Origin of the sequence: Dickeya ananatis, from assembly GCF_019464615.1 — a bacterium.
GTDB lineage: Bacteria > Pseudomonadota > Gammaproteobacteria > Enterobacterales > Enterobacteriaceae > Dickeya > Dickeya oryzae.
Genome location: NZ_CP040816.1, coordinates 3,573,905 through 3,589,053 on the forward strand (window position 1 = coordinate 3,573,905; position 15,149 = coordinate 3,589,053).

Consider the following 15,149-nt stretch of genomic DNA (forward strand, 5'->3'; position numbering starts at 1 on the left):
GGCCGTTTTGTTTTCTGACACAACAGGGCCTCGACACAACACCTCATGGGAAAGGCGCTAAGGATACAGTTATGGTAACGATAGGAACCCCGCTGCTGTGGAGCAGCTTCGCAATCATCGTGGTAATCATGCTGGCTATTGACCTGTTTTATCAGGGCAAGAAAGGCTCGACGGTGATGACCTTTAAACAGGCCGCCATCTGGTCGCTGGTGTGGGTCAGCCTGTCCATATTATTCAACCTCGGCTTCTGGTGGTATCTCAGCGGTACGGCGGGCCGTGACGTGGCAGATGCTCAGGCGCTGGCGTTCTTTACCGGGTATCTGATTGAAAAAGCGCTGGCTGTCGACAACGTGTTTGTCTGGCTGATGCTGTTTAGTTATTTTGCCATCCCCGCGCAGTATCAGCGCCGGGTACTGATCTACGGCGTGCTGGGGGCGATAGTCCTGCGTACCATCATGGTGTTCGCGGGCAGCTGGCTGGTTTCTCAGTTCCAGTGGCTACTGTACCTGTTTGGTGCGTTCCTGCTGATAACCGGGCTTAAAATGGCGCTGTCGAAAGAAGACGATGCCGCTATCGGCGAGAAACCGGTCGTGCGCTGGCTGCGCGGCCACCTGCGGATGACCGATACCCTGCAAGGCGATCGTTTTTTCATTCGGCAGAGTGGCTTGCTGTGCGCCACACCGCTGTTTCTGGTGCTGGTAATGGTGGAAATCAGTGATGTCATTTTCGCAGTAGACAGTATCCCCGCGATTTTCGCCGTCACCACCGACCCGTTCATCGTGTTGACGTCAAACCTGTTCGCCATTTTAGGGTTGCGCGCCATGTACTTCCTGCTGGCCGGCGTGGCACAAAAGTTCTCCATGCTGAAATACGGCCTGGCGGTGATCCTCGTGTTCATCGGCATCAAGATGATGCTGATAGACCTGTTTCACATTCCCGTCGCCATTTCACTCAGCGTGGTGGCCGCTATCCTGCTGGTCACCATCCTTATCAACATTTGGGTTAACCGGCGCGCCGGACAGTAACATCGTCCTGTCAATGTCGCCCCATCACGCTACGCGCCCCGTTTGAAGACGGGGCATTTTTTAGGTGTGTCGGGTTCTTTTTTCAGGCGCTGTGCTCAGGCGCTTTTGGTAGAGGAGTGCGCCTCATCCACCCTGAACGGGTCAATACCGTTACGCTGCATACGCCAGAAGCGGATGATATTGAAGCCGTTTATCACCAGAAAACTGGCTTCGATCAACGAGCCGCCAATCGACCCCAACCAGATGTTGTGTGTCACCCACAGCGCGGTCGAACACCAGATGATGCAACGGGTCGTCAGTCCGTGTGCACGGAACAGCGCCCAGGTGCTGCACACTGTCCCGATAATCGGCAACAGTTCCATCGGGTGTTTTACGCCCGGCAACCCGAGCGACAGTGTCAGGACGATAAACACGAACATCACCACGATATTGCTGGTTTTCAGGGTAACCAATGTACGGCCTGAATTGAGCAGAGCACTGATGCCTGCCGCGTTCGCACCCATCAGGAAGAAGTGGCAGGCGATAACCGCGCTATAGACGGAGAGTTGGATTTTGAATTTTTTTTCACTGCGGTTGAAAAACATGGTGATACCGACAAAAAAGGCCAGTACACCAACAGCCTGGGCAAACACGTAAGAAGTCATGATTCCTGCCTTAAAGCGCCATGATGAAAAAACGGCGTTCAAATAATGAAACGCCGTTTTATTTTATGTGAAATCGTTTAGATTTACAACGCCAGGCTTATCACGATCGGTTTTATAACGTTACACCGCTCTTAAATATCGCCAGTTCGCGGAAGTCGTTGATTTCGTTTTTCGCCAGTTTACCGTTGGCTATCTCGACAATCAGCTCGACAAACTGCGACAGCAGCTCATCCATCGACATCCCATGAATCAGACGCCCGGCGTCAAAATCGATCCAGTGCGGTTTTTTCTGCGCCAGTTCGGTGTTGGTCGCCAGTTTCACCGTCGGCACAAAACCACCGTAAGGCGTACCACGACCGGTACTGAACAACACCATATGACACCCTGCCCCAGCCAGCGCACTGGTCGCCACCGCGTCGTTACCCGGCGCGCTCAGCAGGTTCAGCCCCGGCGTATGCAGGCGCTCGCCATACTTGAGCACGTCCACCACCTTGCTCTGCCCGGCTTTCTGGGTACAACCGAGGGATTTCTCCTCAAGCGTAGTGATACCACCCGCTTTGTTGCCCGGCGAGGGGTTCTCGTAAATCGGCTGATTATGTTCAATGAAATACTGTTTAAAATCATTGACCATATGCACGGTTTTCTCGAATGTGCTCTCATCACGGCAGCGGCTCATCAGAATACGTTCGGCTCCGAACATTTCCGGCACTTCGGTCAGCACCGTCGTGCCGCCGTTGGCGATGAGATAATCAGAGAAACGCCCCAGCAGCGGGTTGGCGGTAATACCAGACAACCCATCCGAACCGCCGCACTCCAGACCAAATTTCAGCTCGCTCAGTTTACCCGGCTCACGGCGATCGTCACGCATCACCTGATACAACTGATGCAGGCGTTCCAGACCGGCTTCCACTTCATCTTCCTGCTGCTGACAGATCATGAAGTTGACGCGATCGGCGTCGTACTCGCCCAGCGTGTCACGAAACGCGGATACCTGATTGTTTTCGCACCCCAGGCCAATCACCAATACCGCCCCGGCATTCGGGTGGCGCACCATGTTTTGCAGCATGGTACGAGTATTTTCATGGTCCTGACCCAATTGAGAACAACCAAATGGGTGAGTGAACAAATATACGCCGTCTATACCTTCCGCGTTATTGGTTTCCTTGAGGAAACGCTGCTGGATCTGACGGGCGATCCCGTTAACACAACCGACAGTCGGCAGGATCCACAGTTCGTTACGGATCCCGACGTCGCCGTTTTTACGGCGGTAAATCTGGACTTCACGATCCGCCATCTGTTCCGGCAGACTGATGAACTCCGGCTGATAGTGGTACTCATCCAGATCACTCAGGTTGGTTTTCGCGTTCTGAGAGTGGATGTGCTCACCTGCGGCAATCGCCGCCAGTGCATGACCAATCGGCAGACCGTATTTCACGATCATCTCGCCTGACGCTATCGCCTTGAGGGCGAATTTGTGCCCGCGCGCCACCGCCTGCGGCAGCGCCAGGGTGACATCACCAACCGACACCGTCTCATCCTGCGCCAGATCGCGCAAGGCCACAGCGACATTGTCCAGTGAGTGAATTTTAATGATGCTCTGCATGGAGACGACCTTATGCGATTAGCAATAACCTGCTAACGCGTCGCGCATGCCGCGCTCAACGATAGCCTGCAGTTGTTCGGTGACCAGCGCCGCCAGACCGGGCACCAGCGTCAAATCCTGCTCCCAGTGTTCCGCATCGCTCAGCACGGCGTTCACCATCTGCGCCAGCGACGTGGTACCGGCGCGCACGCCACTCCACAGCACTTCGTAACGCTCCAGCCAGTGGGCGTCGTCCTGCAACGGATAGCGGTCATCGTTACGCTCGCCGCGATAAAACGCGATCAAGGCCGCCAGCGCAAACGTCAGGCGCTTGGGCAACGCGTTATGACGTTCACGGTACGTCAACAGTTGCGGCAGAATGCGGGTACGGAATTTAGTCATGCCGTTCAAGGCGATAGACAGCAACTGATGCTGAATGAACGGGTTTCTGAAACGGCTCAGTACCGCCTCGGCAAACGACATCAGCTCCTCATGCGGTAAATCCAGTACCGGTACGATCTCTTCAGCAATCGTGGTTTCGACAAATTTGCCTATCTGGGCATCATTCATCGATTCGCCCACGGTATCGAGGCCTGCCAGAAACGCCACGGGAACCAGCGCGGTATGGGCACCGTTCAGAATCGCCACCTTGCGCTCTTTATAAGGCTTGATGTCATCAACAATGCGCACGTTCAATTTCAGTTGGTTCAGGCGCAGTTCATCTGCCAGCCACTGCGGCCCCTGAATCACGAACAGGTAGAAATACTCAGCGGTATCCAGGAAGGTGTCCTGATAACCCAGTTCTTGTTGTAACGCGTCCACTTCATTGCGTGGATACCCCGTCACAATGCGGTCCACCAGCGTTGAACAGAAGGTGTTGTGTTCGTTAAGCCAGGTGGTGAACGCGGTCGGCAGCGCCCACTGCGCCGCATAACGCAGCACCAGCTCTTTGAGTTTTTCGCCGTTGTAATCAATCAATTCGCACGGCAGCAGCACCCAGCCTTTATCGGCAGCGCCATTAAAATGGTTGAAGCGTTCGAACAGCAGACGGGTCAACTTCGCCGGGAAGCTGGCTGGCGGCGTGTCAGTCAGTTTGTCATCGGCATGGTAGCTAATGCCGGCTTCCGTGGTGTTGGAAAATACAAAGCGGATGTTGGCATCATGTGCCAGCGCCAGATACTCATCAAACTGACGGTACACGTTGATTTCACGGTTAACCGAGCGGATAAGGCGCGGCTCACGCACCGCGTTACCCTGTTCGTTCAGGCCGCGAATAATGGTGGTATACAGCCCATCCTGGGTATCCAGAGCAGGCGGGAAATCGGTATCAATCGGACGAACCACAACAATACCGGCATCCAGATCAGTATGTTCATTCAACAGATCCAGTTGCCAGTCAACAAAGGCGCGAAGGAAATTGCCTTCACCAAATTGAATCACGCGGTCAGGATGACGACGGCCAGGAAAATCACGACGATTAAGCGTTTGCATTAACAAGCTACCTCAGAACACGACACTATTTCGGGACGAAACCCTGTAGGTTCGGGACGAAACCCAGTAGGGAAAAACGCCAGTCGCTACAGCCATCAGATCATTAAACAGCGTCAGGTCAGCACGACAGCGTCAGGGCGGCAGATTCAGCACCCTGCGCCAGCCCGAAATCACCACATTGACAGACGGGCCCGTGACAGCACCCGCCCTCCCTTTTTCTTAATACCGTCATACTTCAAGTTGCAGGTATGCTGGCTGCCCTTACTCACCCCGGTCACTTACTGATGTAAGCTCCCGGGGATGAAATGAGAGACATCCTGTCTCTCACCGGAGGCCAGCCGTTGGCTGGTCAAATTCGTTCCCGACGAATTTGTCGCTCGGTTGCCGCCTTCCTGCAACTCGAATTATTTTGGTTATAACTCGATACCGAAATAATTTTTGGCGTTATCGAAACAAATATTTTTCACCATCTCACCCAGCAGTTGCAGGTCGCCCGGCGCTTCACCGTCTTCCACCCAACGGCCGATCATCTGGCACAGAATGCGGCGGAAATACTCATGGCGGGTGTAGGACAGGAAACTACGGCTGTCGGTCAACATACCGACGAAGCGGCTCAGCAGGCCCAGTTGCGCCAGTTGCGTCATCTGACGTTGCATACCGTCTTTCTGGTCGTTGAACCACCAGCCGGAACCGAACTGCATCTTGCCCGGCATCCCTTCACCCTGGAAGTTGCCGATCATGGTGCCCAGCACTTCGTTATCGCGCGGGTTCAGGCAGTACAGGATGGTTTTCGGCAGCAGGTTTTCTTCATTCTGCTTACTGAGCAGGCGTGACAGTTCTTGCGCCAGCGGACGGTCGTTGATGGAGTCGAAACCCACATCCGGCCCCAGCAGGTTGAACTGGCGCAGGTTGTTGTTGCGCAGCGCACCGATGTGATACTGCTGTACCCAGCCACGACGGGCGTATTCAGCCCCCAGCCATACCAGTACCGCGGTTTTGAACTGCGCCACTTCGTGTTCGCTCAGGGTCGCGCCGGACAGGCGGCGAGCCAGAATGCTATCCAGCGTGGCTTCATCCGCGTCGGCGTACAGCACCACGTCCAGCGCGTGGTCGGACACTTTACAGCCGTGTGCCGCGAAGTGGTCCAGACGTTTGGTCAGCGCGGCCTGCAAATCGCTGAAACGACGGATATCGGTATCAGACACTTCACCGAGCTTCGCCATATAGTCGTTAAACGTCGCCTGTTCAATATTAAAGGCTTTGTCCGGACGCCAGCTCGGCAGCACTTTGATGGAGAAGGTTTTATCTTCAGCCACCGCTTTGTGATGCTGCAGGTCGTCAATCGGGTCATCCGTGGTGCCGACCATTTTGACGTTCATCTGCTGCATGATGCCGCGAGCGCTGAATTCATCACGCTCCAGCAGGGCGTTGGCGCGATTCCAGATGTCTTTAGCGGTAGACGGCGACAACAGTGTGCCGGTGATGCCGAATGGACGACGCAGTTCCAGGTGCGTCCAGTGATACAGCGGGTTGCCTATAGTGTGCGGGACGGTGGCAGCCCAGGCTTCGAATTTCTCCCAGTCGCTGGCATCGCCAGTACAAAAACGCTCCGGTACACCATTGGTACGCATGGCACGCCATTTGTAATGGTCACCCTTCAACCAGATGTCATACAGATTTTTAAAGCGATAATTCTCAGCAATCTGCGCAGGCGGCAAATGGCAGTGGTAATCAAAAATAGGCTGATCCGCTGCAAATTCATGATACAGCCGACGGGCAAACTCAGTATCCAACAAAAAATCTTCACTTAAAAACTGGGGCATGTTCGCTTCCTCACACTACATTTGCCAACCAAAACGCGGTCACGCTTACAAAGATATCACACCAATTATCTGCAATAACCTACATCATTAGTGAGGTCATGATCTCAAAAATGACAGAAATCGCTTTCAATTACACCATTTTTACGCTTTCACCGCACCAGGAGGCCCTGTTCGTCGGCCTGATTATTTTATTCCCCAGCAAAATAATGGTTTTGTGATATCACTCAACTTTTAAATTGGTATGACAAATTATTGTAGCGCTGCCTGATGAGGGGATTCAATCTCAATATTTATCGTCAACCAGGTTGAACCCCACCGGAAAACAATAAACGCGTACGGCGGGATCGCCGTCGCAGCCCGCCAGCTGTGCCCGGCGGCAGGGCAACCGGCCAGGCGGCAACTCCCGCAGGTTTTGACCGGAGTGCATAAAAGCGCCCGTCACTTTCAGCGTGGTCGACACCTATCGCAGCAGACTGATAACGGTATTCGTTGCGGTAATTACACTCGGAGAGATATTTAACATGTTCAAGATCAAAGGCTTGCGCTGGTACATGATCGGACTGGTGACCATCGGTACCGTTCTGGGCTACCTGACGCGTAACGCAATTGCCGCAGCGGCACCGACACTGCAGGAACAGCTCCATATCAGTACTCAGCAATACTCCTATATCATCGCGGCCTACTCAGCCTGTTATACCGTGATGCAGCCTGTTGCCGGTTATGTGCTGGATTTACTGGGTACCAAAGTGGGTTACGCCATGTTCGCTATCCTGTGGGCGTTGTTCTGCGCCGGTACAGCATTGGCGAGCAGCTGGGGTGGTCTGGCAGTAGCGCGCGGCGCAGTCGGCGCGGCGGAAGCGGCGATGATTCCCGCAGGCCTGAAAGCCAGTAGCGAATGGTTCCCGGCTAAAGAACGTTCTGTGGCGGTTGGCTATTTCAACGTTGGTTCATCAATCGGCGGTATGCTGGCTCCACCGCTGGTCGTCTGGGCTATCATGGCGCACAGCTGGCAGATGGCATTTCTGGTCACCGGTGCATTGAGCATGCTGTGGGCAATCGGCTGGCTGTATTTCTATAAGCATCCGAAAGATCAGAAAAAACTCAGCAAAGAAGAACGCGACTATATTCTGAGCGGTCAGGAAGCACAGCATCAGGCTGGCAACGCCAAGAAAATGTCCGCCTGGCAGATCCTGCGCAACCGTCAGTTCTGGGGCATCGCCCTGCCGCGCTTCCTGGCTGAACCAGCCTGGGGGACGTTTAACGCCTGGATCCCGTTGTTCATGTTTAAAGTCTATGGCTTTAACCTGAAAGAAATCGCCATGTTTGCCTGGATGCCGATGCTGTTTGCCGACCTCGGCTGTATCCTCGGCGGCTACATGCCGATGCTGTTCCAGAAGTACTTTAAGGTTAACCTGATCGTTTCCCGTAAACTGGTTGTGACGTTGGGCGCGCTGCTGATGATTGGCCCCGGTACCATCGGCCTGTTCACCAGCCCGTATGTCGCCATCGCGCTGTTGTGCGTCGGCGGTTTTGCTCACCAGTCCTTGTCTGGCGCGCTGATTACACTGTCTTCCGATGTCTTCGGTCGTAATGAAGTCGCCACCGCCAACGGTTTGACCGGGATGGCTGCCTGGACTGCCAGTACGCTGTTTGCTCTGGTGGTCGGTGCGCTGGCTGACACTATCGGCTTTAGCCCGCTGTTCGCCGTACTGGCTATCTTTGACTTGTTGGGCGCGGTCGTTATCTGGACGGTACTGAAAAACAACCCGGCTTCCGAAGAGGGCGACAAAAGCGCGGACCTGAAAGCCGCACAGCAGCACTAACAGAGAAATTTCTGCCTCACGTCATTCATCCGGTATCATAGGGTACCGGATGAATCCTTTCCTCTGGGCGAACCCTAGCCGCTAACTGTGACATGGGCGTTGGTCGCCATCTATTGTGGGTGGTATAACAAATCTATTCTGATTATCATTCTATATATCCCAGGTCATTCGAGTTACAGGACAACCCGCTCGCGTATTGAAAGCTGACCATGACGCAAGATGCGTTTACGGACAGGGCCAGAAAGCCAGTACACCTGCAACGGGAAGCATGACGGGGATATAAACGACACACCATAACGGGATAGACGCAGTGACGCGGCTTACCTCAGGGAGCGTCATCTATCTTAAGAGCAGGCATCATGGCACTGACAGAATCCAGGCGGCTTTACCAGCAACTGGCCGCAGAATTGAAACAACGCATTGAGAACGGCGTTTATCCGGTTGGTGACAAGCTACCGGCCGAGCGCAATATTTCCGAAGAGATGAATGTCAGCCGTACTGTCGTACGCGAAGCGATCATCATGCTGGAAGTGGAAGGTTACGTGGAAGTCCGTAAAGGTTCCGGTATTCACGTGATCTCCAATCAACAGCGCCACCTGCTGGCTGCTAACGGCAGTGATGCCGATTTTCTCACCGCCGGACCGTTTGAGCTGTTACAGGCGCGTCAGCTGATAGAGAGCAATATTGCGGAATTCGCCGCCACCCAGGTGACTCGTCAGGACATTATCCAACTGATGGAAATTCAGGAGAATGCCCGTCAGGAAGATCGTTTTCGCGACTCAGAGTGGGATCTGAAATTCCACGTACAAGTGGCACTGGCGACGCAGAACTCAGCCATGGCGACTATCGTGGAAAAAATGTGGAGCCAGCGCATTCACAACCCATACTGGCGCAAACTGCACGAACATATCGACGATAAGTCGATTGAAAGCTGGTGCGAAGATCATGATCAGATCCTCAAAGCGTTGATCCGTAAAGATCCTTACGCGGCTAAACTGGCAATGTGGCAGCACCTGGAAAACACCAAACAGATGCTATTTCGCGCCACTACCGACGATTTTGAATTTAACGTCGACCGCTATATGTTTGCCGAAAACCCGGTTGTCCACCTCGACCATATCACCAGTGGAAAATCCTGACTTTCCCCACGCGTTAGCACCGATCGCCCCCACCCTTCGGGGGCAAAAAAAGTCATCCAACGTCGAGTTCTGTCAGCAAGTGTAAAATATGACGTCAATCACACTGCTTTCCCGCTAAACATCTCGTTATACGTTTTCAGAACGTGATATTTTCCTATCTCGCCTGCATGGCTTTTGTTACAGTTAGGATACTTTTTTTACGTTTAATGACTGGCAGAACGACCTGACCGGCAAAAAACGAAAAGGAATAATACCGGACGTGAAAAATACACGGATAAAGAAATAAGTACGTCCGGTGCGCAAATCGCTGGCAGAAAAAGCATAGGACAGACATGTGAAGGAATACGCAACCGATGTTCAGTCATGACCACTCTGCGTACCTGACTTGTCAGACTGCCGTTGACTGGCCGCAGGTTCCCAGCGTGGTTTCTCCAACGCCGCAGTACAGGAACACCAGATGGATATAATAAAAGAACTTTTGCATGCGCTCTGGCATCAGGACTTCACTGTTCTGGCCGATCCCAAACTCGTCTGGATGATTTACCTGCTGTTGTTTCTGATTCTGTTTCTGGAAAATGGCCTGCTGCCTGCTGCCTTCCTGCCGGGTGACAGCCTACTGTTTCTGGTTGGGGTGCTTATCACCAAAGGCACCATGAGCTACCCGTTTACCATCGCCTTGTTAACCGCCGCCGCCAGCCTTGGCTGCTGGGTCAGTTACCTGCAAGGGAAATGGCTTGGAAATACGCGAGTCGTTCAAGGGTGGTTATCACATCTTCCCGCACACTATCACCAGCGGGCTCACCAGTTATTCCATCGTCATGGGTTATCAGCACTGTTGATGGGTCGCTTTCTGGCTTTTGTACGCACACTGCTGCCGACCATTGCCGGGTTATCCGGGCTGAATAATGTCCGCTTTCAGTTTTTTAACTGGATGAGCGGCTTTTTGTGGGTCATCAGTTTGGTTTCGCTTGGTTTTGCTTTGGGTAACACACCGTTATTCCGCAAATACGAAGAGCTGTTGATGTCCTGTCTGATGCTGCTGCCGCTGGTTTTACTGTGCGTCGGGTTAGTCGGCTCGGTACTGGTGCTCTGGCGTAAAAAACGCATGATGTCACGTGAAAAAAGGAATTGATTGATGAACTCTTCAGGGCTCAGGAAGCCCTCCATCTGGCGTCCACTGTTGCTGCTGTTTCCACTGCTGGCAGTGCTGTTGTCGATGTCGTCGCCACGCCTGCCGGACGAGGTGATGCTGCACATCACCCCGCTGCATCAGGGCGTGACGTTGCCGGATGGTTTCTACATCTACCAACGCCTTAATGAACGGGGTATCGCCATCAAGAGCATTACCCCGGAAAACAACAGCATTATTGTGCGCTTGTCTTCACCGGACCAAAGCGGCGCGGCCAAAGAAATACTGAGCATCGCACTGCCGAATACCGTTGTCATCGCCCAGCGTACCCATGGCACGACACGGGTTGCCAGAAGCTGATTGAGGTCTTCCTCCTGTCAGCCGCCTGAACCGGTTTGCTTCTCTTTTGTTCTTCGTCTCCTGCGTTATTCCTCTCTTCCGTTCCTCATCTTTTTCGCTTTCTATCTTGCTGTTCAATCGCCCCCAATCCCCTTTGTTTTTCCTGGCATTCGACACCGCCCTGTTGCGGGTTATCAGAATTATCCGTCGTCATTGCGCTAACAAAGATGAAAATCTGCACTATAGTTAACACAGCGATTAGTTAACACTATGATTCATCAACTAAAGGAGTGTTCATATGGCACAAGAATCCGATACCGAACAGTTGCGGGCGGAACTGCGCTCTTTGGGAGATACTCTGGAAGAGGTGTTACGTTCCTCTGGCGATAAGTCCAAAGCCGAACTGGAAAAACTGCGCGACAGAGCAGAAAGTGTGCTGAAAGAGTCTCGCGAACGCCTGAATGACACCGGTGATCGTATTACCGCACAAGCCCGTGAAGCCACACAGTGTGCTGATGAGTTTGTGCATAAAAACCCCTGGACCGGGGTAGGCATCGGTGCTGCCGTGGGTGTCGTGCTGGGCCTGTTGCTGGCACGCCGCTAATCTATGGCGACAGAATCACCACGTCAGGGCCCCGGCCGTTCCGCCGTTTCTACGGTACAACGCATTTTCGCCCTGCTTATTGGCATGGCGGAAACGCGGCTCAGGCTGGCGGTCATTGAGCTGGAACAGGAAAAAAACCTGCTGATTCAGTTGTTACTGATGGTGGGCATGACGTTGCTGTTTACCGCCTTTGGCCTGATGAGCCTGATCGTACTGATCATCTTGAGTATCGACCCGGCGTCACGCCTGGCTGCATTGTGTTGGATTACCGCCACCTTGCTTGGACTGGCCTTATGCGGCGTGGTGTGGACGCTCAAACGCGCGCGTCGCTCCACGCTGTTGCGGGACACCCGTAAAGAACTGGCGGCAGATCGCTCACTGCTGGAGGACGAAACCAAATGAACCGTCAGCAACGCCTGGCTGCCGAAAAGCAGCAATTGTTGCGCCGCATCCAGCAACAGCGGTTAGATCTGGCCGCCGAGAAAAACCGCTGGCTGGACATGACCGCGCCCTACGATGAGGGCTGGCAGAAATGGGCGCGGATTCGTCGCTATCTGGTGTTGATCCCACCGGCCATCGCTATTCTGGGAATACGTCATCCACAGCGACTGATCGGATTTGCACGTCGGGCCGCCACCGTCTGGAGCACAGTAAAACTCGTTCGCTCCCTCATATCGCCACCACGTCGTTAAGCCCGTTTTCTCGCTGTTGCCAACCGTTTGCCCATCAAACGCCGCACTTTTCCTCTCAATCCGTATTTTTGTGTGCAACAGGGCTTATGCCCTTCCCTCACGATTTTTGTCAGTTAGTTCACTACATGGTGAATTTTTCTGACAAAAAACAACAATTTTACTCGCTGGTATCTGCACGATTCCGCCTCTAGTATTCCTTCCATCAGTTACACAAACGTTTAGACAAGCTACTGCCGGATGTGCCCTCTATCGATTTCGCTCCGGCCGCAAACACACTACTGGAGATATAGATGAAAAATTTTGAAAATGCATTGCTGGTTGTAGCCCGTATCCTGATGCCCATTCTGTTTATCGTTGCCGGTTACGGCAAACTGGGTGCCTCTTACGCTGCAACTCAGCAATATATGCAAGCAATGGGTGTTCCGGGGGCGCTGCTGCCACTGACCATCCTGCTGGAACTGGGTGGTGGACTGGCGGTGCTGTTCGGTTTCCTGACACGTACTACCGCGATCATCACCGCGATTTTTACCCTGTTGACCGCATTCATTTTCCACACTGATTTTGCTCAGGGTGCCAACCAGCTGATGTTCATGAAAAACCTGTCTATCGCTGGCGGCTACATCCTGCTGTTTGTTAGCGGTCCGGGTGCATTCAGTATCGACCGCCTGCTGAACAAAAAATGGTAATAGCAGTCTGAATTACCAACGGAGTAACACCACCTGATTATCTCATGGCGGTCAACAGCGTGCTGTTGACCGCCATTGTCATCATACTGGGAGGAACCGATTATGGGATTGTTGGTTGACGGTGTATGGCACGATACCTGGTATGAAACCCAGTCATCTGGCGGGCATTTCAAACGACCGCAAACATTCTTTCGCTACTGGGTCACCGCCGAGGGTGAACCCGGCCCCACCGGCAGCGGCGGATTCAAAGCGGAAGCGGGGCGCTACCATTTGTATGTATCCCTGGCGTGCCCGTGGGCTCATCGCACCTTGCTGATGCGCAAACTCAAAGGGCTGGAACAACACATCGGTGTTTCAGTAGTACACCCACTGATGCTGGATCAAGGCTGGACCTTTGGCACTGACTTCCCACACGCCACCGGCGACACACTTTATCAGCACGAATTCCTGTATCAACTTTATCTGCACGCGAAAGCTGACTACAGCGGGCGTGTTACCGTCCCCGTATTGTGGGATACCCAGCAGCACACCATCGTCAGCAATGAATCAGCAGATATCATTCGTATGCTTAACAGCGCCTTCGACGGTTGCGGGGCATTACCTGGTGATTACTACCCGCTGGCGTTACGCGGGCAGATCGACGAGCTTAATGAGTGGATTTACCATCAGGTCAACAATGGGGTGTATAAAGCGGGTTTCGCCACAACGCAACAGGCTTATGACGAGTCGGTCGGTTTGGTATTTAGCGCCCTGGAGAGACTGGAAACGCACCTCGACAGGCAGCGTTATCTGACTGGTGAGCACCTCACTGAGGCCGATATCCGTTTGTGGACAACCTTGATCCGCTTTGATCCGGTCTACCATACCCATTTCAAGTGCGACAAACGCCGGATAAGCGATTACCCCAGCCTGTATGGTTACCTGCGTGACATCTATCAACTACCGGGGGTCGCTGAGACGGTCAATCTGGAGCATATCCGCCACCATTACTACCGCAGTCATGGCACCATCAACCCTCACGGTATTATTTCCGTCGGGCCAGATATGAATCTGGATGCGCCACATGGTCGGGACAGGCGTTACCCGTAATCTCATATTGTCCGCCGCAAGCAGGCTTTATGGCGTAACACCGTCGCGTGATTAACATCAGCGACGGTGTTGTGTCATACTCAATTTGCGTTGAATATGCGGGGGATTTCCCGTAAAAACCACGCCTTGGCTTCGCCCATGCTATCACGCCGCCATGCCATGATGATTTGGACTTCGATGATGTTTTCCGGACTGACGACTCGCAGCCTGCCTTCGGCAATATCCTGAGCCACCCGTTCATAGGGCATTGTCGCCACCCCCAGTCCGGCCAGCAACGCCCGTCGCTTGTCATCCATCGAACTCACGGTCAAACGCGGCTGCTTATCCAGCAATTGCACTGTTAGTACAGGGCGCTCGCGGGCGGTATCGGCAATCGCAATACCGCGATATTTAACCCGCGTCACTTCCGATAACGGCTCCGGTTCATCGTGAATCGGGTGGTCCGGGCTTGCCACATACACGCTCTTCATGGAGTAAAGCTTGCGGGTGTTGATTTCCGAAGACGAGCGAAAGTGCATGTCCGGTGCGATAACGATATCTGCCCGTCCTTGCTCAAGCCGTTCCCATGCCCCTGCCAGCACCTCCGTCAATAATGACACCTGGGTATTGGCTTTTAGCGACAACTTATCCAGCAAAGGGAAAAAACGCTCGGTCGGCACCAATGCTTCCATCACAATGGTCAGATGGGTTTCCCATCCACGCGCCAGCGCTTCGGCATCCGTCGTCAACTTGTCTGCAGCTTCCAGCAAGATGCGTCCACGCTCCAGCAGCATACGCCCCACATTGGTGAACTTCGTACGATGCCCGGAACGGTCGAACAACACGACATCCAGCTCATCTTCCAGTTTCTGCATGGTATAACTCAGGGCAGAAGGTACACGCCCCAGCTCATCTGCAGCGGCGGCAAAACTTCCCCGGCGATCGATAGCATCCATGACTCTTAAGGCTTCCAGTGTTAGTGCCCGTTCCTTTGCCATTTATTCACTCATTCAGGATTTTTGAACGTGCCGACCAGATTAACTGGCTAACAATCCATCGTCCAGACAATTACTATCGCTTCATCAATAATTCTCAGGGTCGAAT

At 53.4% G+C, this 15,149-nt stretch carries 15 protein-coding genes; 10 read left to right on the forward strand and 5 right to left on the reverse strand.

What is annotated here, in order from left to right:
• Positions 1-71: 71 nt before the first annotated feature.
• The gene (locus FGI04_RS15845) at positions 72-1,025 is read left to right on the forward strand and encodes a TerC family protein (RefSeq protein ID WP_342698721.1); all 954 of its coding nucleotides are present in this window, start codon (positions 72-74) and stop codon (positions 1,023-1,025) included.
• A gap of 95 nt (positions 1,026-1,120) precedes the next feature.
• Here the strand turns inward: FGI04_RS15845 and FGI04_RS15850 are convergent, their stop codons facing one another.
• The 4 genes from FGI04_RS15850 to uxaC all read right to left on the reverse strand — a co-directional run bounded on the left by FGI04_RS15850 (position 1,121) and on the right by uxaC (position 6,565).
• Entirely contained in the window at positions 1,121-1,669 is a 549-nt protein-coding gene (locus FGI04_RS15850; RefSeq protein ID WP_407320883.1) for a YgjV family protein, read from the reverse strand.
• 112 nt (positions 1,670-1,781) lie between these two features.
• Positions 1,782-3,272: a UxaA family hydrolase gene (locus FGI04_RS15855; RefSeq protein WP_038903276.1), complete on the reverse strand. Its 1,491-nt coding sequence runs from the start codon at positions 3,270-3,272 to the stop codon at positions 1,782-1,784.
• Positions 3,273-3,290: 18 nt separating this feature from the next.
• Complete coding sequence (locus tag FGI04_RS15860) at positions 3,291-4,742, reverse strand: tagaturonate reductase (protein ID WP_407320882.1); 1,452 nt, start codon at positions 4,740-4,742, stop codon at positions 3,291-3,293.
• A 413-nt stretch (positions 4,743-5,155) separates the two neighbouring features.
• Positions 5,156-6,565 carry a glucuronate isomerase gene (gene uxaC / locus FGI04_RS15865; RefSeq protein WP_038903272.1) on the reverse strand — a complete coding sequence of 470 codons (1,410 nt, stop codon included), beginning with the start codon at positions 6,563-6,565 and terminating at the stop codon, positions 5,156-5,158.
• 521 nt (positions 6,566-7,086) lie between these two features.
• On the opposite strand from uxaC, the gene FGI04_RS15870 reads away from it, so the two are divergent.
• The 9 genes from FGI04_RS15870 (at position 7,087) to FGI04_RS15910 (ending at position 14,066) form a co-directional block, all read left to right on the forward strand.
• The gene (locus FGI04_RS15870; protein ID WP_342698724.1) at positions 7,087-8,388 is read left to right on the forward strand and encodes an MFS transporter; all 1,302 of its coding nucleotides are present in this window, start codon (positions 7,087-7,089) and stop codon (positions 8,386-8,388) included.
• A gap of 359 nt (positions 8,389-8,747) precedes the next feature.
• Positions 8,748-9,527 (forward strand): transcriptional regulator ExuR, encoded by a 780-nt coding sequence (gene exuR / locus FGI04_RS15875; RefSeq protein WP_012883297.1) that lies wholly within the window; start codon positions 8,748-8,750, stop codon positions 9,525-9,527.
• 457 nt (positions 9,528-9,984) lie between these two features.
• Entirely contained in the window at positions 9,985-10,659 is a 675-nt protein-coding gene (locus tag FGI04_RS15880) for a DedA family protein (RefSeq protein ID WP_342698725.1), read from the forward strand.
• Between the two features lie 3 nt (positions 10,660-10,662).
• Positions 10,663-11,016, forward strand: coding sequence for an EnvZ/OmpR regulon moderator MzrA (gene mzrA, locus FGI04_RS15885; protein ID WP_342698726.1), 354 nt, complete (start codon positions 10,663-10,665; stop codon positions 11,014-11,016).
• Positions 11,017-11,293: 277 nt separating this feature from the next.
• Positions 11,294-11,599, forward strand: coding sequence for an ElaB/YgaM/YqjD family protein (locus tag FGI04_RS15890; protein WP_342698727.1), 306 nt, complete (start codon positions 11,294-11,296; stop codon positions 11,597-11,599).
• Between the two features lie 3 nt (positions 11,600-11,602).
• Positions 11,603-12,001 carry a phage holin family protein gene (locus FGI04_RS15895; RefSeq protein ID WP_342698728.1) on the forward strand — a complete coding sequence of 133 codons (399 nt, stop codon included), beginning with the start codon at positions 11,603-11,605 and terminating at the stop codon, positions 11,999-12,001.
• Positions 11,998-12,291: a YqjK-like family protein gene (locus FGI04_RS15900; protein ID WP_407336970.1), complete on the forward strand. Its 294-nt coding sequence runs from the start codon at positions 11,998-12,000 to the stop codon at positions 12,289-12,291. The genes FGI04_RS15895 and FGI04_RS15900 overlap by 4 nt, the downstream gene beginning before the upstream one ends.
• Positions 12,292-12,581: 290 nt before the next feature.
• Positions 12,582-12,977: a DoxX family protein gene (locus FGI04_RS15905; protein WP_038903263.1), complete on the forward strand. Its 396-nt coding sequence runs from the start codon at positions 12,582-12,584 to the stop codon at positions 12,975-12,977.
• Positions 12,978-13,079: 102 nt separating this feature from the next.
• Positions 13,080-14,066, forward strand: a complete 987-nt coding sequence (locus tag FGI04_RS15910) for a glutathione S-transferase family protein (RefSeq protein ID WP_407336971.1) — start codon at positions 13,080-13,082, stop codon at positions 14,064-14,066.
• A gap of 80 nt (positions 14,067-14,146) precedes the next feature.
• Here FGI04_RS15910 and FGI04_RS15915 read toward each other — a convergent pair whose 3' ends face one another.
• Entirely contained in the window at positions 14,147-15,043 is an 897-nt protein-coding gene (locus FGI04_RS15915; RefSeq protein ID WP_016943159.1) for a LysR family transcriptional regulator, read from the reverse strand.
• Positions 15,044-15,149: the final 106 nt, after the last annotated feature.